This window comes from Candidatus Hydrogenedentota bacterium (assembly GCA_035450225.1).
Classification (GTDB): domain Bacteria; phylum Hydrogenedentota; class Hydrogenedentia; order Hydrogenedentales; family SLHB01; genus DSVR01.
Genome location: DAOTMJ010000003.1, coordinates 51,259 through 70,531 on the forward strand (window position 1 = coordinate 51,259; position 19,273 = coordinate 70,531).

Consider the following 19,273-nt stretch of genomic DNA (forward strand, 5'->3'; position numbering starts at 1 on the left):
TTCGACTTTTCATGTCAAAATAACGTAAGGTATCGCCGTGCGTTGAGGATAACAAAGGAAAAACAAGCAAAAGGAGGACGATATGAAGTCCATGACACGCATGTGGGTGGTTCTTTGTGTGGCGGCATTGCTGACAGCCGGTTGTGCGTCCTCCGGCAAGAAGCCCAAGCCCGAGGAACTGGTGATGCAGCAGACGCAAAGCCTCGTGGCCGACCTGCTGGCCGGCAAGGCCGACACCATTCTGAACTACGTTTCGGAAGATTTCTATCATCCGGATGTGGACGGTGGCAAGGCCAAACTGGCCGAGTACATCGAGCAGGGCAAGCAGATGGGCTATGTGGACCAGTTTCCGGATTTGGTCAAAGAACACAACGCCAAGGTGGTATTGGACAACGCCAAGGTTACCGTGAACAAGGAGACCGCCAGCGTTTATCCGATCGAGGCCAGCGCCAACGAGGGATCCGTGACCGTCGAGTTGCAATACAAGAAAGACAAAGACGGCGTATGGCGTGTGTCCGGCGCCAATATCGAAGGCATCTAGTCGCTCACAAGCAAATCCAAGGGATCGGCCGCCGTTTCTTCGTGAAATGGCGGCCTTTTCCTTAGAAAGTCGTCAGACTACCACCGGACACCGTACCGGACGACGGCATTTCCCTGAACATCCACGTCGGCGGCAATTCCCTGTTGTTTTCCAATCAGGGGAGGCCCGTCCGTGCGATCGTGTCCGATGGCCCCGCCATCGGCCTTCAGTTTCCCGGGATCTTTTTTGTCAATTCGAGCCCGGCGTTCCTGAAAGGCCCGATCATGCTCGATTTCGTTCCGCCATTCTTTCGTGAAAGGCCGGCGATCATGCACATCGCTCAGACAACCCGTGGCAAGCGCCGCCAGCCCCATGGCAACCGCCGTTCGCACACGCATTTCACGTCTCCTGCTTTGTTATTCATGAAAATTATAACACAGGCTTCCCGGCGAGGTGCTCCTTGACAAGGGCGACGACCTCGTCCTGTTGTTCGGGAGTGAGTTCGGGAAACATCGGCAATGCAAGCACCTCGCGGCTGGCCTGCACCGCGTGGGGGCAGTCGCGTTCCGAGTAGCCAAGGTAGCGGAAACATTCCTGCAAGTGGAGCGGCAGCGGGTAAAACACGGCGCAGCCGACCCCGCGCGCGCGAAACAAGTCCCGGGCCTCGTCGCGGCGTGGCAGGCGGATTACATACTGGTGGTAGACGTGAAAATTGCCGGGACACTCGACGGGCACGGTCACTTCGGGGACCTCCGCGAACCGTTCCGTGTAATAGGCGGCCCGAGCCCGGCGTTCGGCGTTCCATTCATCGAGATGGGCCCGTTTCACATTGAGAACGGCCGCCTGCAGGGCATCCAGCCGACTGTTGGTGCCGACAATCGCATGAATGTAGGTCGTTCCGGCCCCATGCGCGCGCAGCAGGCGGACGCGCTCCGCCAAGGCCGCGTCTTGGGCGATGACCATGCCTCCGTCGCCCGCGCCGCCAAGGTTCTTGGTCGGGTAAAAACTGATGGCGGCCATTGGCGCGAGCGTGCAGGCGGGACGGCTGTGGCGTTTGGCGCCGAGCGCCTGGGCGGCGTCCTCGATCACGGTGAGGCCGTGCCGGGCTGCAATGGCATGGATGGCCTCCATGTCGGCGCACTGGCCGTAAAGATGCACCGGAATGATGGCTTTCGTGCGTGGCGTGACAAGCGGTTCTATACACTCCGGATTGATCGTAAAACACCGGGGCCGGATGTCCGCGAAAACCGGTTTCGCGCCCACATTGGCGATGGCGCCCGCTGTCGCGAAAAACGTGAACGGCGTTGTGATGACTTCGTCGCCGGGGCCGATTCCAAGGGCTTTTAACGACAGCAGCAGCGCATCCGTGCCCGAAGCGCACGCAATGGCGGCGCCGGCGCCGAGATACGAAGCGATACCCTCCTCCAGTTTTTCAACATTCGGTCCTCCTACGAATCCCTGTGTCTCGAAAACCTCGGCGACCGCGGCATCCAAGTCCGGCTTGATGCGGCGATACTGGGCGCGAAGATCTATCATCGGCACTGGCATAGAGTTACCCCGGCACGTTTTCACACAATGACGCGCCGAGGGTAGCAGATGATGCGATCCGGTTCAAATGAGTGCTTCGATGTGTTGTCGTGTTTTCGCATGAATTTGCGCGGTTTGGCATTCGTGTGCTAGTCTCTTTCGGATTTCCGGATTGTATTGGCGGTTTCACCCACGCGAAAAGCGCCGGCGAAATCTTGACGTGTCTTTTTGGAGGATATCCGCATCATGGTACATCTGATGCGCAAGTACAAGAAATCAATCCTGACGGTTCTGATCGTCCTGATTATCGGGCCTTTTGTTGTATGGGGCGGTTATGCCGGGCGTTCCCGCAGAGGAATGCACCGCGGCGACGGCCAAACGAGTGGCGTCGTGGCCACCGTGGGCAAGAGTCCGATACTGGCGATGGATTTCGAACGGCGCATGAACGCCGAACTCGACCGTCGCGCTCAGGGGGGACCCCGTCCGCCGGTAAGCGAACTGGCCAAGGACGGCACGGCCGAACGGGTGTTGGACAGTTTGATTGATTCCGCCCTGTTGACCATGGAAGTTCAGAAAACCGATTTTGCGATGGACAAGGCCATGCTGTTGGAACGTCTGAAGAAAGAGCCTGCCTTTCAGGACGAAAAGGGCAATTTCAGCCCCTCGTTGTGGAATGCGTGGATAGATTCCGAACGGGGCCGCAACTGGAATGTGATTTACGATGAACTCCGGGCGCAGGCGGGGCGTGAATTGCTTGTGCGGCAGGCCATGGCGCCGGCGCGCGTGCTCGACACGGAAATCCGAAAACAATTTGAGGACAATCACACCAAAATCCAAATCCGCTATGTCAAGGTGGATCCTGAAATCGTGCCCACGGAAGAGCAAATCAAGGCGGAGTACGACAAAGACCCCACCCGCTATCAACTTCCGGAAAAACGCGACATCGAATTTGCGGCCGTTTCCCTGGCCGTGGAGCGGCCCGCGTTGCTGGATGACCTCGTGAAGCGCGCGCGGGAGGGGGCCGATTTCGCCGAATTGGCCAAACAGCATTCGGAAGGTCCCGACAAGGAACAGGGCGGCGAGATGGAGTGGGTTGCGCCCGGTCCGAATGATCCCGATCACATCAAGGCGCTGCTTGGGCTTCCGGTCGGCGCGGTAAGCGATCCCATCGAATCCTTCGGGGCGTATTACATTTTCAAAGTCGAGCAGGAACGCACGGATGAAGCGACCGGCGCCCGAAGCGTCAAGGCCCGTGAAATCATTATCCGTCCGAAGTTGACGGAAGGGGAACGCATGGCTCGCGAGGAAAAGGCCGCGCATTTGCTGGCAAAGGCGAAAGAGTCCGGCGATTTGCGGACGGCCGCCGCCGAAGCCGGTTTGCCGGTCATGACGGCTCAAGGTATTTCCAGGGACAGCGAAAGTATTGAAAATGTGGCGAAGGAAGACCTTTGGGCCGTTCGGAGCGGCTTGGCGAACGTCGCCCTCAACGAATTTCCCAAAGAGGTAATCAAGGGGCGCGCCAATTTGTATGTCGCCAAGGTGATTCAAATCGAACCGCCGGTCTTGCAGCCGCTCGAGGCGGTTCGTGAAAAAGTCGTCAAAGACGCCATCGAGACGATTCGCCAATCGCCGGAACGCGCCGATGAACTGGCGAAACTGGGCGAGAAACTGGCCGCCGATGCGCATTCTCTGCAGGACGTGGTGGCCAAGGCGCCGGAACTCAATCTGGAAATCAAGGAATCCAAAGAATTTACCCGCCGCGATTTCCTGTTCAGCGACCAGATCTACGTGCAGACTGTCGAGGTCTACGATGTCCTCGGTCAGAAGGAGCCGGGGGCGTTTGCCGGCCCTCTCAAAGGTTTCCGTTCGGACCTGTATTTTGTTGAACTGCTCAAAAAGACCCCGCCGGATGAAAAAGCATGGCAAGAGGAATGGCCGAAGGAAGAGGAGCAGTTGCGAAAAGGTGCGCTTAGCGCGAAACGGGCGCAGATCCTGTCCGATTACCTCGCCGATTTGCGCGAACGGCGTGGCCGTGAAATCGCCATCACCCGTAACTACGACGAAATCAATCGTATGCTCGGCATCGGACGTGAAGAAGAAGAAAATGCGGAAAACACCGAGGCGCCTCCGCTTCAACATGTCCCTATGGGTGATCTGCCAAAGCCCAATCTCGGCCCTGCGGCATCGGAATAACGTCCAAAACCGGTTGTTTCCGGTTTTTTTATGGCATAGCGCCATGAAGTGAAGCAGAATGGCTTCCGGAGGGTAGCGCCGTGACCAAGGGATGCGATCGCAGGACCTTTCTGAAAACCGCAGCGGCCCTCGCCGCATGGGGAACCACCCGCGAAGCGTTGGGACGGACCGTTTCCGACGGGCTTTCCGTCTTGCCCGGACCGAAAAAACCGGGCAGGGTTCGCGGCGCCTTTTTCTATCCGCCTGAACAGGTCGTGCTGGACGGCAAGTGCGAGGACGGCTGGAGCAAGGAGAATTGGTTTACATGGCCGGGAAACCAGTACAAGCCGGAGGAACAGCAGGCCAAATTCATGTCCCGACTCAATGGCATGGCCAAGGGACTGGATCTCGAATGTGCAATCGATGCGGCCCCAATCTATACGGATGCGGCCATACAGGGTTTCATCTCCGACATTGCCGCGAGCAAACCCGACGCGCTGATCCTGTTCAATTTCTGGAACAGTTTCAGCGCCAAGATGGTCCCGATACTCGATGCATACCCGGGCCCAATCATCCTGTACCATCCCGTCGGATCCAATCATCAACTGCCGCCGGCCCGGTTTCGCACGGCTAAACGGGTCCAATACATCCATTCCATCGAGCATTGGGACGCGCTTGAACGGGGATTGCGCGCGATTCATGCGAAGGTGCGCATGCGCCAGAGCCGCCTGCTGCGCGTGTCCGGACGTCTTCAGACGGAAACCGACGACCGCGAGACTTTTTTCGACATGCCCATTCACGGGATTCCGGCGGCCCAGTTCAACACGCTCTTCGATGAAACGGTGGTGACGTCTGAGATGCGGCGATTTGCCCGAAAGATACGATCGAACGCACGCAAGGTGACGGATCTGGGGGAGGAGGCCTTTCTCGATGCGGTTCGCGCACATGCCGCCGTGCTGAAGATCATGGAACGGTACGATGCCGATGCGATTACCATCGAATGCCTTTTCCTGAAACACCGAAAGCCGTGCCTCAGTTTCGCGCTGAACAACGGGGCGCTCGTGCCGTGCGGCTGCGAAAACGATCTGAACGCTACGCTTACGCTGATGCTCGGCGCGAACCTGTTCGGACGCGGCGGATTCCAGCATAATCCCGAATTCGACACCGAGCGGAATCTGTATCTCGGATCGCACTGTACCTGCACGGACCGCCTGCTCGGTCCGAAGGCAAAGGCCGTTCCCTACCGGCTGCGCCCGTTCTTCCATCAACTCCCGAAAACGCTGGCCTTGGACGTGGTATGGCCCCGGGACGAATCCGTGACCCTCTGCAAATACCATTCGGGCGAAAACCGGCTTGACGCGTGGGCGGGGAAAGTCGTCGAGTCGCCGGAGTGCCCGCCGGTCGGCGGTTGCGCAACGCGCGTGCTGGTCGAGTTTACCGGTGTGAAGGATGTCTGCGAAATCTACCCAGGGCCGCATCCGATCCTGTACTGCCTCGACGGGGCGCGGCAACTCAAAACCTTCGCGCAGCTCTACGAATTGGACTTGCGGACCAACGGCTGACCGGCGCTCATACGTGGTCACCCAGGCATGTATTGACCGCGCGCGCGGCCATTATCAGCGGATGATCCAACGGCACCATTCGCTTCTTCCCGGCGATCTCCTTTAACGGGACCGGCACGAATTCCTCGCCGCGCTTGGCCACCATGTTGCCAAAGCGGCGTGCCAGCGCCAGTTCGGCGGCTTTCGCGCCGAAGGCCGTGCAAAGCACGCGGTCGGTCGGCGTGGGTATGCCGCCCCGTTGAAGGTAGCCCAGAGACGTAATGCGCGTTTCGAGCCCCGTTGCCTGATGAAGATATTCAGCCAGCGTGGCGCTTTTTGGTTGGACCGTCTTCGTTTCCTTTTCCTTGGGCATGCGGACACCCCGTTTCCGGGGGGGAGCATCGGGCGCGGCGGTAGCGCCTTCCGCGACCACGACGATGCTGAATTTCTTGCCGTGCCGCATCCGCTCCAGCAACGACTCCGCAACGACATTGGGCGAATAGGGAATTTCAGGTATCAAAATGACATCCGCGCCGCTGGCCACGCCCGAACCCAGCGCCAGCCATCCCGTATTGTGTCCCATCACGTCCACGATCATGACCCGATGGTGGCTCGACGCCGTCGTGTGCAGCCGGTCGATCGCTTCCGCGCCGATCGTCATGCCCGTGTCGAAACCAAAGCAAACATCCGTGCCGAACACATCGTTGTCTATCGTTTTCGGGACGGTGATCACATGGATTCCACCCTCGTTCATCAGATGAAACGCGCTTTTTTGCGTGCCGCCGCCGCCAAGGCATATCAGGCAATCAAGATTCAGCCGCCGGTACGTTTCGATGGCCGCGCCGGTCATGTCGCGGACACTGCCGTCCGGAGCCGGCATCTTGTTCGGCTTGTTTCGGCTGGTGCGAAGAATGGTGCCGCCCACCGTGAGCAGCCCGCTGCAATCCGCATCGGTCAATTTCAGAAAACGGTTCTCCACAAGCCCCGTGAAACCTTCGAGAAACCCAAATACTTCGACATCGGAATGCGCCACCGCGCGAACCAATGCCCGGATGACCGCGTTCAGCCCCGGACAATCGCCGCCCGACGTCAGTATCCCAATCGTCTTGACGCCCCGGGCGTTCTTCGTTGAACCTGCCATTTTTTCCGCGCCTTTCCCTCTCTTTGTCCAGTTCAATTTCGGCGGATGCCCCGGAAACAACAATGCCAAGATAATGAGTCTTGGGAGAAAAAAACAAACGGCAACCCGTAAGAACGAACGCGGGAGAATAAAGCAATACTTACTCGAAAGACACGCCACCTGACGTGTCCGCCGTTTACGTTCCTTTCCGATGATGACTTCCGGCAACCGCCGAATACGCTATCATGCGTTTTCCACGGTGCATTCTACCACAACATTTCCCGTGCAAAAAGTTGATTCCCTGCCGGGAATATGATAGCCTTCCTTTCAATCAACAAAGGGCGCAAACAGCGCCCATCCCGTGGGGATGTAGCTCAGTTGGGAGAGCGCTTGACTGGCAGTCAAGAGGTCGACGGTTCGATCCCGTTCATCTCCACCATTTCCAAAAAGACCCGTGAATGCATGACAGGGGAAATAACTCAACCTAAACATTCATGCAGTACGGTTTTGTGTGTTGGCCATGGATAAGTTCTCGCTCGCGGATACGAAGCGAAAGAACAAAACGGCCACTCCGCCCGATCGCGGACATCACCCGGGAATGGGCCACGATTACCTTCGAAATGCGCAACCGCCCATGAATGTCCCATCACGAGGAATAGTCCGGGAATTCGGCGCCTGCAGGAACAAAATGACATTTGTTGCGGCACAATTGGCAAAAAAACGCCCGATTGAAACAAACATTTGAATTTATAATCCGGGTGGGGGTATACTGCGCGCATTCGACGGGAGACCGAAACATGAAACGGCGGATGGACGGCGCAGACGAAGGAAAAGACGCGACACGGCACCGGCTGTTGATCGCGGCGGGGGAGTTGTTCGCACAAAGGGGATTCGACGCCACGAGTGTCCGGGATATTGCCCGCAAGTCGAAGACGAACATCGCGGCGGTCAATTACCATTATGCGACCAAGGACAACCTGTATCTGGCAGTGGTCCAGTACGTGGCGGACAAGATGGTGGCGCGGCGGGACAAGGCCTTGGACGGCATGGACGCGCGCACGCTGGACCAATCCCAGGCTGTCGGCGTTCTGCGCGAACTGATCGAACGCGAAGCGCGTGCATATATGTCGGCGGATTTGCCCGAATGGTACGCGCAACTGCTTTTGCGCGCCTTGCTCGCGAAAGGCCCGGCGCTCGAATTCCTCTTTGCACGGATTCTGCATCCCGACCACGTGGTCCTGCGCCAGTTGCTCCGCGCCGCCGCGCCGCGCCTGACGGAGCAGGATGCGACGTTGTGGGCCTATTCGATCACGGGCCAGATCGTCTTTTACTGCCTGGGACGCGAGGCGATTCTTATCGAACAGAAACGCACGGAATATTCGGATTCATTCGTGCGCGCGGTGGCGGACCACGTTGTGCGCGTCGTCTTGTCGGGCATCGGCCTTGCGGATCAACCGGCAAAAGCCGGACGGAGGCCGTCCCGGAACCCCTGAGCGGCAAAGAAGGTGTAGTGCATGAAGACTTTGTTGCGTGTGTTGGTTTTGGTGTCTATTCTGGCGGGCGTGACGGGCGGGGCCATTTACGGCAGCCAATTCGTCTTCAAACCGGCGCCGCTGATTGTCCAGGGCGAAGTGGACGCCACGCAGGTGGACGTCGCCCCGAAAATTGCGGGCCGCGTTGAGACGCTTTTCGTCAGGGAAGGGGATGCCGTCGCGAAGGGCCAGATCTTGGCCGCGCTGAAGAGTCCCGAAATCGAGGCCAAGGCTGCCCAGGCGACCAGCGCTCGCGAGGCCGCCAGCGCTGTGCGCGAAAAAGCCGACAACGGCGCGCGTATACAAGAGATCGAGGCGGCGCGCCACGCGTGGCAAATGGCGTTGGCCAATGCCGAACTGGCCCGAAAAAGTTACGAACGCGTGATGCAGTTGTACGAAAGCGACCACGTTTCCCCGCAGACCCTCGACGAGGCCATGGCGAAATGGAAAGCGGCCACGCAGATGGCCGAGGCCGCGCGCGCCACCCATGAAATGGCCGTGGCCGGCGCGCGCGAGGAAGACAAAAAAGCGGCCCGCGCCATTGAAAATCAGGCCGGGGGCGTGGTGTCCGAAGTGCAATCCTATCTTTCGGAAACCGAACTCAAGGCGCCGATTGACGGCGAAATCGCCGAGGCGATCATCGATCCCGGCGAACTGGCGACGCCCGGTTTTCCCGTGTTCAGCATCGTGGACTTGAACGATGTGTGGGTCGTGTTCAATTTGCGCGAGGATCTGCTGGGCCGGATGCCGATGGGCACAAAATTCGAGGGGCGCGTGCCCGCGCTGAACGGCCGGGCGGTCGAGTGGCGGGTGGACTTCATCAAGCCGCTGGGCGATTTCGCGACATGGCGCGCCACGAAAACCGCCGGCGATTTCGACATGAAAACCTTCGAGGTGCGCGCGCGTCCCGTGAGCCGCGTCGAAGGGTTGCGGCCCGGCATGTCGGTCCTGGTCGAATGGGACAAACTGCCGGTCCCGGCGGATCGCGGACATGAAGGCGCATGACCATGAAGGGCAGGCCGGGCGGTGTATGGAGCGTTGTCGCGCGTGAATGCCGGCGCGCGACGTCGCGACCTCTTTATGGGCTGCTCGCGATAGTCTTTCCGCTCGCCACATTCGGGGTGCTGGCCTCGCTGTTCAGCGCCGGCAAACCTGTCGAATTGCCCGTCGCCGTGTGCGATCGCGATCATTCCGCCTTGTCGCGCAAGCTGGTTCGGATGATGGATGCCACCCAGGCGATACGCGTGGCGCACCGCGTCAACGATCCGCTACAGGGCCGGACCCTTATTGAGTCCAACGAAGCCTACGCCCTGATCCTGATCCCTGAAAAGATGGAACGCGACGTGTATGCCGGAAAGTCGCCGAAAATCGTCGGATATTACAATAACCAGTACCTGTTGCCGGCCGGACTTGTCGCGCGTGACATGCAGACTGTCGTGGCCGCCGTTTCCGCCGGAATCAACGTCAAGACCCGCCAAAAGAAAGGTGAACCGCTCCAAGCGGCCATGGAACGCGTTTCGCCCGTGGCGGTGGACCACCATACCCTTTTCAATCCCACCGCCAACAACGCCTATTACCTCGTTCCGCTGGTCCTGCCGAACATGTTGCAGATTTTTGTCCTGCTGACCACGGTCTTCGTCCTTGGCATCGAATTGCGGGAAGGAACGGGCCGCGAACTGCTCGAACGCGCCGGCGGCAGCATCGTCGTGGCCGTCGCGGGCAAATTGCTGCCCTACACGATCCTGTTTTTTCTCATGGCCAATGTGGCCAACGCGTTTGTATTTCTCTACTTCGGCATTCCCGTGCAGGGCAGCGTCCGGATGATTACCGCCGCCTATTTTGTCTATATCCTGGCCTATCAGAGCCTCGCCATTCTCCTCTTGGGGATCTTCCCCAATTTCCGCATGGCGCTGAGTCTTGCGGGAATTTACTGCTCGCCCGCGCTCGCGTTCACCGGCGCGACATTTCCCGTGGTCGCGATGCCTTTGTTCGGCAGGATATGGTCATCCATTCTGCCCATGACCTATTTCTTCCAGGTGTTCATTGACCAGGCGTTTCGCGGCGCGCCGGTCCGAATCTCGCTTTATCCCGCCGCCGTGCTGTGCCTGTTCGCCCTTCTGGGTCCGGCCCTGATGCTGTGGCGCCTGAAGCAGGTTTATTCCGACGAACGCTACTGGGGGCGCACATGATTCGTTTCTGGCTTGCCGAATACAAGGCCATCGCCAAGAACCAAGGCGCGTTTATTCTGCTCGTCGGGGCCGTTGTGCTGTATTCGTTTTTCTATCCCGTTCCGTATCATGAGGAAATCCTGCGGGAAGTGCCGGTCGCCGTGGTGGACAACGATTTGAGCGAACTGAGCCGGAAATTCATCCGCATGCTCGATGCCAACGAGAATATCCGCGTTATGTCGCGACCCGCCGACATGGAATCGGCCCGCCGCGAATTTCTCGAACGGAACGTGTATGGAATCGTCGTGATTCCGGCGGATTTCGAGCGGACTATCCGGCGCGGCCGGCAATCGAAAGTCGCGGCGTATTACGACACAAGCACCTTGTTGTTTGCGACGCCCCTTCGGACGGGTGTGACCTTTGCCGCGCGGACACTCGGCGCGGGCATTCAAATACGCAGGCTTCAGGCCGCCGGCGCCGGTTTCGAGAAGGCCCGAAACACCGCAGACCCGCTGCCGTTCGTCGCGATTCCTCTTTACAATCCCAGTGGCAGTTATGGAATCTATGCGATTCCCGCCGTCTTTATCCTGATTATTCAGCAGACGCTTGTGTTGGGTGTCGGCATGGTGGGCGGCACGCGCCGCGAACGCATGGCCGGCATGCCCACCCGGCGTGCGCGCCTGCTTGAAACCGTCGAACGGGTTGTGGGCCGCACGGGCGCTTACCTGACCATTGCCGTCTTTACGACACTGTACAGCCTGGCCATCCTGAGGCTTTACTATCAATTCCCCCTGCGTTGCGAACCGTGGCGACTCGCCGTACTGCTGGCGCCGTATATCCTGTCGAGCGTGCTCCTTGGAATTACTCTCTCGACGTTTTTCCATAACCGCGAGACCTCGGTGCTTGCTTTCATGTTTACATCGCTTCCGCTGGTTTTTCTCGTCGGTTTTGCGTGGCCCCCCGAGGCCATTCCGTCATGGCTGCGGATGCTGTCGTTTGCGATTCCCAGCACCAGCGGAGTCACCGCCTTCCTGAAAATAAGCCAACTGGGCGCTCCGATGGCCAGCATCCGCTTCGAATACATGATGCTCTGGGCGCTCGTGGCCTTGTATTTCCTGACCGCTTGCGTTACAACGTCCCGCGTGCCTGTTCCGGTGAAATCCTGAGGCGATTCGGCCCGGCTGCTATTTCGCGCGCACGTCGTACGCCATCAGGGCATCGCCATGGCGAATGTACAGGCATCCGTTGGCGATGGTGGGATGCGCCCAGTGCTTGTCCGTGCCTTCCGTAACGGTGAATTGGCCGGTGCGATCGAAGCCCGTGGGCTGGGCTTTCACCAGACTCACCACGCCTGATTTAGGCCCCTCGTAGACATACAACATGCCGTCCGAGTATACGACGACGCCCATGGTGACCTCTTTCGCGCTCCACATGAGTTTGCCCGTCGCCATTTCAAGGCACATCAACCGGTTCTGCTTGTGGCTCGTCCCGTACAGATATCCGTCAACAAGCACCACGCCGTGATGCTGGCAATCGAGGTTGGTGTCCTTCCATTTCAGCGTTACGGAAGCGCCGTCGGGCGAAAGTTCGAGCGCGCCGCCGCCCGATGCGTATCCTCCCGTAAAGTACACAAGCCCTTCGCTGTAAATCGGCGTGACGGCGTGGATGTCGTACGCCGTGAAATGGATATGCCGCCAGAGCAGTTCGCCGGTGTCCGGATTGATGCCCACCACATGCTTGCCGGTCTCCGTCAGGAGGATGCGCCGCCCGTTGTGAACGGCGATTGTCGGAGAACAATACGCCTCTTGGTCAATAAGACCTTTCGTGGTCCAAACCGTTTCGCCATTCGTTTTGTCCAGCGCCGCGAGAAGCGCATCCGGACCGCCCGGCGTGCAGATGACCCGGTCGCCGTCGAGAAGCAGCGACTCCGCGATATTCCACCGGCTGTTTTTGGCATGGAATCGCTTGAGCGCATCAACTTCCCAAAGAACCTCGCCCTTTGCCGTGTCAAGACAGTAGACCACGCCCAATCCCGAAAACAGATAAACCCGATCGCCCTCGACCGTTGGCGTCGAACGCGGCCCCGGCGCCTGATCGTCCAGCGTTTCCTTGCCGTAGGGGATCTTCTTTTCAATGATGCCGTCCCTATTCAGGACAAACAGGGAGGCGGTCTGATCGTCCTGCATGCCGGGCACATAAATCTTGCCCCGCGACACGGACGCCGAGGCATAACCCTGCCCCAGTCCCTTGGCCGTCCACAGCAGGGGCGGACCGCCATCCGGCCATTCCTTCAACAAGCCCTGCTCGTCGAAGCGGCCGTCTCGGTTGGGTCCACGGAATTGCGGCGAATCGCCGCCATGCGCCAAGGCGGATACAAACAACAGCGCCAGACCTGCCGAAATCGGTAAAATTCGCAAGGCGTTCGTTCCTCCAACCTATTTCCTTTGCAAAGGTGCGAGCGATTATCCCGAAACGCCCATCGGGAAACAACCTGCCTTTTCGCTTACCGGAGTGGAAGTAATGCACAATCCACGCTTGAGCGAACGAGGCGGCGGAAAAGCAGTAAGCGGCGGCTTCCATCGTAGACGCGGTATCCTTGCTGCGTTCCGTGCGTGCGGATTTGGGTAATGCGCCCGGGTCCTTCGATGATATGATGGCCGTAGCGCGAATCAATCCACTCGCGTGTTGCGTTGTCCGGAAAATTCGGGACTGAAAGGCCATGAGGACATGATGGGTTGCTTCAAGACGGTCTTGATTGCCGCCGGCCTGCTGTTGATTGCCGGAGCGGCGGCGGGGATTTATCTGTTGCTACAGGCGGACGTGTATTCGCGTGTTGTGCTGGAACGGGCCCTGCATTATGCCCTTGGCGTTAAAATCGCCACCGGCGGTATTGCGATACATCCCCTTGAAGGTATGGTCGTCGCTGATAATATCGTCATTGGAAATCCGCCTACGTTCAAGCCGGGGCCGGCCATCGAAATCCAGCAACTTTCCATTGAATTTCAGATGTCCACCGTATTTTCCAAATCGCCCACGATTCGGCGCATGACGCTGGAAGGCGTCCGGTTCCATTTGCATCATGAAATTGGCCAGGGAACCAATCTCGCCGCCTTGGCGAAACAGGCGGCCGGTTCCGGACAATCCGGGACCACCCGCGGCCGCTCGTTTGTTCTGCAGGAACTGCATTGCGAAGAAGCCCGCATGCGCATGAGCAGCAACATCCTTCCCATCGGATCGGCGAACATCGCACTGGCCCCGTTTACCTTGTCCGATTTGGGCGATCGCCCCGTAACGATAGGCGGCATGGCGGCGATTTTGATGCGCAGCGTGTTCCGCGAGGCGATTACGCTCAAGGGACTCCTCAACCCCGTCGTCCGTCTTCTTCAGGACGAAACCGGCCGGCTTGAAGACATAACGCGGGAATAATTCAGGCATGGATCGGTTGTTATCCGGCACAGGGTCTCGCGCGGCTGTTGCGCCCGCGTGCGCCGCATGTGTAGACTCAATTCAAGGTGGAAACGACAACGAAACACAGGAGATCAAGCATGGCCGATTTATTTTGGAAAATGAACACGCAGGATGCCGCGGACGACAAGGCCGTCGGCGAGAAGCACGGACCCGTCATTGACATCCCTGCCTGCATGAAACCCGGCGAACCCGCCAAAATTCGCGTCAACGTGGGTAACGGCAAACACCCGAACACCAACGAGCATCACATTCAGTGGGTGGAACTCCGCATCAATGATCTGTTCGTGGGACGGGCCGACTTTAGTCCGGTTGTCATGCAGCCCGAAGTCGAGTTCACGATCGTATGTCCCCGGCGCGAAGCCGTAATCAGCGCCGTGGCGCGCTGCAACCTGCACGGGCTTTGGACTTCCAAGACGGTTTGCACGTGTTCGTAATACCCTCCACGCGGGGGGTGCGGCGCCTCGCATCCCTCGCGCTTGCCTTTATTCCCGCGGCTGTATGCGTTGTTCTGGCCGCCTTCGGATCTTCTTTTGCACATGGCGCCCCCTTCGACAACGCAAAGGCCGGCTGTACCCTCTCCAAGACGACCATTCTTTTCCCGCGCCCGTACACGACATTGATTGCCACGGCCGACGCAGCCGCGATGCCGCTTCCCATTGTGGTGGAAACCGATTGCCCCGACGATACCCGGCAGGTGGATTTTGTCCTCGATACCGTGGCAATCGGTTCCGCGTCGCAGTCCCCCTACACGGTTACATCGGTGCGTCTCGCAGACATGAACGTTGGCCTGCATGCACTGGGCGTCGTGGCGCGCAGCCTGAAAGCCATCGCCGTCACCGATTTTTCGTCGTTTACGCTGGCCAAGGCCCTGAATACGACCGATGTCAATGCCAACGGCCTGCCGGACAATCCTTTTTTTTCGCTCAATGCACCGGGAACCGCATGGCTGGCCCGCGCATACGCCCTTGGCTCCGATACGAAACGAACGGTGGCCGCGATTCGTTGGCGAGGCATGGACGAGGACGATCTTCCGCCGGGCCTTCCCGCGGTCATTGCCGTTTCCGATCCTTCCGGCCCGGCAAGGCGGGTGACCGTCCGGATGCCGCAATCCTTGCTTCGGGAAGGCGAGTCGGGCATCCTCGCCCTCCTTATGGCCGACGATTTGACTGGCCTCCTCGGCGACCGGGAAGCGGCCGCCATGGGAAGGGAACCGTATCCTGTCGTTTGGGCCGATGCCGTGTATTTGGCGGTGGTAGTCCTGATTAGCGCCGACAATGGCATTACCTATTCTACCGCCGCTCCCTCGCGAATTGCGGCCAATCCCATCCATGTCGTGCTGGAAGGATTGGGCGCCGGCAATCCAGGCCATTTGACGTTGCGGGCGCATCCGTGCGGGATTGCCACGCGAGGCGGCGTCGTCGGCCCTGAACTCTTATCCACCAGCGGCGACTGGAATGTTCACGATATCGCGAACGTGACCTTCAATGCCGGCCGGCTGGAATTCGACCTGCTGAATAGCTCCGTTATCGCACCCTATGAAAATCCGTCCAGTACTGGCGAAGGCGAAGGAGAAGGGGAAGGCGAAGGCGAAGGAGAAGGAGAAGGGGAAGGAGAAGGAGAAGGGGAAGGAGAAGGGGAAGGCGGCACGATCATTCCCATTGATCCGGCCGATTTTCAGGGTATTTCATTGTTGTTTGTGCTGTTGGTTTCCGCGCTGGCAGGAGTGTTGGCCGCGGGCGTGGGGGATCGGTTCGATTCGGATCGCTGCTTTTTGACGTCCTTGCTGGAGGGCGCCCCGCTTGAGGACACATTGAAGGATTTTCGGCTATTTCGCGATAATTACTTGCGGAAATTCTTGTGGGGACGCAGTTGCATTTGGATTTACTACCGGCTTGGTCCCGCCCTATGCAAGGCATGCCGTTTTTACCCGGGACTTCGGCGTCCCGCGTTATACGGCGTGGGATTGCTGGCGCGGATTTGCCGCATATACGCCTGACGCGCGTCAACGAAAGGAAAAGTACATGAGATGCGGGATCTTGGCCGTTGCATTGTTGATTGTTTCGATGGTTGCGCGCGGCGATGCCATTTCCGGCCATGTGCTCGACGTCAACGACAAGCCGTTGCCGGGCGCGCGAGTGTTTGCCGAGCCGGGTTTGGCGGGCGGACTGATGGAAACGCGCGCGGACGCGGACGGCGCTTTCCACTTCGACAATGTCACGGCCGATCCCGCCGGCGCGGGTGTGGTGGGCGTCTTCGCAATTGCCGAGGGGACCGCATTCGGCGGGGCAACGGTCAATCTTTTCACCGAACCCGACATTACGGAGTTGGTTCTCCGGCTGGGATCGCCGGGAAAAGTCGAGGGCATGGTTTCCGATTTCAAAAAACGCCCCGTCGAAGGCGCCCGAATTACCCGCATTGGCCTGCTGGGGCCGTCGAAAGTCGGCCTTCCCATGGCCAAACTGCGCGCACTGGGTTTCGTCGAGCCCGCCACGGATGCATCGGGCCGATTTGCGATTGAACACATGCCGGAAGGCAGTCCTATCGCAATAAAAGTCGCCCACCCCGATTTTGCCCAGGAAGCCGTGGAGCAAATCATGACAGGCGATCAGTCCGTTCGTGTCTCGCTCATTCCGGGAATACTGGTTCAGGGGAAGGTCGTGCTGCGAGACGCCAAGCGGCCCGTGGCGGACGTGCCGGTCATTTTGCGGAACGCCCAGCCGCCTCACGACACGGCCATCATGCGGACGAACGGCAGCGGCGAATTCGCCGTCCGCCTGAAGCCGGGCGCATACCTGTACCAGGCGGTGGGCGGCGGATATCGCAATGCGGGCTGGGAGCGTTTGCCGGTGACCGGCGCCGAGCCGCAAATGAATATCACGATTTATGCGGCGGGCGCCGGCGTCATACGGGGCAAAGTCTGCGATGCGGTTTCGGGCCTGCCCATTCCGCGCGCGCGAATTGCGTTGGAGACCCAGGGCAATCTCGCGTCGCTGGCCCGGACCGCAGCGGACGGCGGTTTTTCAATTTCCGCCATGGAAGGTGAAAACGTCCTCCGCATCGAATCGGCTCCGGGATATCTTCCTCCCGAACAACCGGCCCTGCGGCTGAATGTGGTCGCGGGCAAGGAAACGCTTTTGCCGTTCTTCTGGCTTGCGCCCATCCCGGCTTGGACCGTGGAAATCCTCGATTCCGAAGGCCATCCGGTACCCGGTGCGGTTGTTTCGATAGTGCGCCCCGAACAGCAGGGCTGGTATGTGACCGATACACAGGGACGGGCGCTTGTGCGCTTTGCTTCCCTACCGCCGGAAGGGCCGTTGCTGGGCCTTGTGGAAGACACGAAATCGGACAAAGGCGCTTTTTTTGCCATTGCTCGTGATTCCAAAGGGCCTGCGCGGGTCCAACTCCTGCCGCTGGCGACGGTACGCGGGCGGGTTGTGGCGGGAAATCGGACGCCTGTCGCGGGCGTAACGGTTTCCGCCACATTCGGCAAGGAGGGCTGCCGCCTGTGGCGCACCGCCACGGATTCGGCGGGATATTATCGTTGGCCGAGCGTCGTTCCCGGCGTGCCGCAATATGTTACTGTGGACGGCGCAGCCGGAAATTCCGCCGCACCGCTGAATCTGCTGGCCGAACCGGAAAAGGATGTGGAACTGGGCGATCTCGTGGTCTCGTCCAGCCCCGCGCGCGCATCGCTTTTCGGGGAAAAACTGGCTTGGCATGAAGGGCGTCTGATCGCCGGGGCGTTGCCTGAGGCCGGGCAACGCGAACGATCGGTTGCCGTCGTGTGTTGTTGCGAGGCGGCCGGGGCGGCGGCCGCTCTCGAAGGACTTGCCGCCGCGCAGTCCGTTTTCCCCGGGAAAGAGGTCCTGTTCGTACTGAGGGTAGACGGTCCGTTTTTTCCCGCCGACGCGGCCATCCCGATCGTTGCCGGAAAAAATCCGGGCCACGCCTCGACCTATGTTCTTCGACCGGACGGAACGGTATGTTTGGAAACTTTTGGCATGCCGCCCCTTCGTGCCCTCCGCGAAGCGATGGCGCCTTTCCGCGAAAAGTGAATAATGACCCATTACGCCGGCATGGCCGGATCGGAAGGGGATTCTCCCGCGACCTTTTTCATGACGTCCAAAAAAACGGGATAGTTGGCATCGAGCGAGTACCGTTCAAGGGCCGTCCGGCGCGCTTCGTCGCCCATGCGTTGGCGCAGACCGGCATCCACGATGAGCCGTTCGAGTTTTTGCTCCCATTCGCTGGGGGTTGACGCAAGGAAACCGCTGATGCCATCGGTAACGACTTCGGCGTTCATGCCGACGGGCGAAATCACGGCGGGCACGCCCACGGCCATGTATTGAATCGCCTTGAACGCGCATTTGCCCTTGGCGCGAAGCGTGTCCTTGAGGGGCATCAAGCCGATGTCCGCCTCGCGCATGTAGTCCGCCTCGCGCGCCGGATCGAACTCATGGTTTACCACCTCGACGCCCGCGAGTTCGTAGGTGCGCCCGCGTGTGGCGATGGCGAGCCGGATGCGATATTTCTTCGCAAGCCGCTGGAGCACCGGTTCGATGATTTCGAGATAACCCAGGTTGTCGCGAAGTCCCGCCCAGCCAAGAATAACCGGATCCTCGTCGCGGCGGTCCTTCCACTGTTTGGGTGTGTAGAGGCTCATGTCCACGCAGGTCGGGATAATCGCGACGGGCAGATACGGATTGCACGCATGGACGTATGCCTCAAGGTAGCGGTTGCCGACAATGGCGTGCCGGCACATTCCGCTCATCTTCCGCACCCAGCCGAGATCCACAAAACGCAGAAAAGGACTTGTAACGTGCGCCGCCGGCTCCCATATCGCATCGTCTATGTCGAAGACCATGCGCGGATTCAACGCATGAATGATGCGCTCGAAAATAGGAGGGCCATAGTCGAATACGGGACCGCGAAAGAACACGACATCCGCGCCGACGACATGCCGCAATTGCCACACGCGCCGCGCGAGCACCAGCAGCATGTAAAGAATTTTCGACCATTTCGGACGCCCCTCGTACAACCGCATCCACCACGATACCGGCGCTTGCACGCAGACAACGCACGTGTGCCCCTCCGCGCGGAGGCGTTCCGCAAACGCCACGAGCCGGTAACGGATGGCCGCAATCATTGTCGTGCTGTTGCCGAATAAAACGATCTTCATCTTTCGTGCCACGTCGCAAGACCTTTCCTTGTTTCGGTTGACGCAA

Annotated in this window: 16 protein-coding genes and 1 tRNA gene; 12 read left to right on the top strand and 5 right to left on the bottom strand. The window is 59.4% G+C overall.

Annotation, left to right across the window (positions count from 1 at the left end):
• Positions 1 to 82: 82 nt before the first annotated feature.
• A complete protein-coding gene (locus tag P5540_03290) occupies positions 83 to 541 on the top strand; it encodes a hypothetical protein (protein ID HRT63825.1) in 459 nt (152 codons plus the stop codon).
• A 77-nt stretch (positions 542 to 618) separates the two neighbouring features.
• Here P5540_03290 and P5540_03295 read toward each other — a convergent pair whose 3' ends face one another.
• Both P5540_03295 and P5540_03300 read right to left on the bottom strand, forming a co-directional pair.
• Positions 619 to 918 (bottom strand): hypothetical protein, encoded by a 300-nt coding sequence (locus P5540_03295; GenBank protein ID HRT63826.1) that lies wholly within the window; start codon positions 916 to 918, stop codon positions 619 to 621.
• Between the two features lie 31 nt (positions 919 to 949).
• Positions 950 to 2,068 carry a DegT/DnrJ/EryC1/StrS family aminotransferase gene (locus tag P5540_03300; GenBank protein ID HRT63827.1) on the bottom strand — a complete coding sequence of 373 codons (1,119 nt, stop codon included), beginning with the start codon at positions 2,066 to 2,068 and terminating at the stop codon, positions 950 to 952.
• A 225-nt stretch (positions 2,069 to 2,293) separates the two neighbouring features.
• Between P5540_03300 and P5540_03305 the strand changes: the two genes are divergently transcribed.
• Together P5540_03305 and P5540_03310 are read left to right on the top strand one after the other, a co-directional pair.
• Entirely contained in the window at positions 2,294 to 4,240 is a 1,947-nt protein-coding gene (locus tag P5540_03305) for a SurA N-terminal domain-containing protein (GenBank protein ID HRT63828.1), read from the top strand.
• An 80-nt stretch (positions 4,241 to 4,320) separates the two neighbouring features.
• A complete protein-coding gene (locus P5540_03310; protein HRT63829.1) occupies positions 4,321 to 5,781 on the top strand; it encodes a hypothetical protein in 1,461 nt (486 codons plus the stop codon).
• Between the two features lie 7 nt (positions 5,782 to 5,788).
• Here P5540_03310 and P5540_03315 read toward each other — a convergent pair whose 3' ends face one another.
• Positions 5,789 to 6,901, bottom strand: a complete 1,113-nt coding sequence (locus P5540_03315; GenBank protein HRT63830.1) for an ATP-dependent 6-phosphofructokinase — start codon at positions 6,899 to 6,901, stop codon at positions 5,789 to 5,791.
• Positions 6,902 to 7,243: 342 nt separating this feature from the next.
• Between P5540_03315 and P5540_03320 the strand changes: the two genes are divergently transcribed.
• From P5540_03320 to P5540_03340, 5 genes are all read left to right on the top strand, one after another.
• A tRNA-Ala gene (locus tag P5540_03320) sits at positions 7,244 to 7,319 on the top strand.
• 358 nt (positions 7,320 to 7,677) lie between these two features.
• A complete protein-coding gene (locus P5540_03325) occupies positions 7,678 to 8,373 on the top strand; it encodes a CerR family C-terminal domain-containing protein (GenBank protein ID HRT63831.1) in 696 nt (231 codons plus the stop codon).
• A gap of 21 nt (positions 8,374 to 8,394) precedes the next feature.
• Positions 8,395 to 9,417 carry an efflux RND transporter periplasmic adaptor subunit gene (locus P5540_03330; protein HRT63832.1) on the top strand — a complete coding sequence of 341 codons (1,023 nt, stop codon included), beginning with the start codon at positions 8,395 to 8,397 and terminating at the stop codon, positions 9,415 to 9,417.
• A gap of 2 nt (positions 9,418 to 9,419) precedes the next feature.
• Positions 9,420 to 10,601, top strand: a complete 1,182-nt coding sequence (locus tag P5540_03335) for an ABC transporter permease (protein ID HRT63833.1) — start codon at positions 9,420 to 9,422, stop codon at positions 10,599 to 10,601.
• On the top strand, positions 10,598 to 11,746 hold the full coding sequence (locus tag P5540_03340; protein ID HRT63834.1) for an ABC transporter permease: 1,149 nt from the start codon (positions 10,598 to 10,600) through the stop codon (positions 11,744 to 11,746). Before P5540_03335 ends, P5540_03340 begins: the two co-directional genes overlap by 4 nt.
• Positions 11,747 to 11,764: 18 nt before the next feature.
• Here P5540_03340 and P5540_03345 read toward each other — a convergent pair whose 3' ends face one another.
• Positions 11,765 to 12,997: a PQQ-like beta-propeller repeat protein gene (locus P5540_03345; GenBank protein HRT63835.1), complete on the bottom strand. Its 1,233-nt coding sequence runs from the start codon at positions 12,995 to 12,997 to the stop codon at positions 11,765 to 11,767.
• A 310-nt stretch (positions 12,998 to 13,307) separates the two neighbouring features.
• Between P5540_03345 and P5540_03350 the strand changes: the two genes are divergently transcribed.
• The 4 genes from P5540_03350 (at position 13,308) to P5540_03365 (ending at position 18,103) form a co-directional block, all read left to right on the top strand.
• Positions 13,308 to 14,006 carry a hypothetical protein gene (locus P5540_03350; protein ID HRT63836.1) on the top strand — a complete coding sequence of 233 codons (699 nt, stop codon included), beginning with the start codon at positions 13,308 to 13,310 and terminating at the stop codon, positions 14,004 to 14,006.
• 119 nt (positions 14,007 to 14,125) lie between these two features.
• Positions 14,126 to 14,482: a class II SORL domain-containing protein gene (locus P5540_03355; GenBank protein HRT63837.1), complete on the top strand. Its 357-nt coding sequence runs from the start codon at positions 14,126 to 14,128 to the stop codon at positions 14,480 to 14,482.
• Positions 14,473 to 16,044: a hypothetical protein gene (locus P5540_03360; protein HRT63838.1), complete on the top strand. Its 1,572-nt coding sequence runs from the start codon at positions 14,473 to 14,475 to the stop codon at positions 16,042 to 16,044. The genes P5540_03355 and P5540_03360 overlap by 10 nt, the downstream gene beginning before the upstream one ends.
• A 25-nt stretch (positions 16,045 to 16,069) precedes the next feature.
• On the top strand, positions 16,070 to 18,103 hold the full coding sequence (locus tag P5540_03365) for a hypothetical protein (GenBank protein HRT63839.1): 2,034 nt from the start codon (positions 16,070 to 16,072) through the stop codon (positions 18,101 to 18,103).
• Between the two features lie 11 nt (positions 18,104 to 18,114).
• Here P5540_03365 and P5540_03370 read toward each other — a convergent pair whose 3' ends face one another.
• Complete coding sequence (locus P5540_03370; protein HRT63840.1) at positions 18,115 to 19,239, bottom strand: glycosyltransferase; 1,125 nt, start codon at positions 19,237 to 19,239, stop codon at positions 18,115 to 18,117.
• Positions 19,240 to 19,273: the final 34 nt, after the last annotated feature.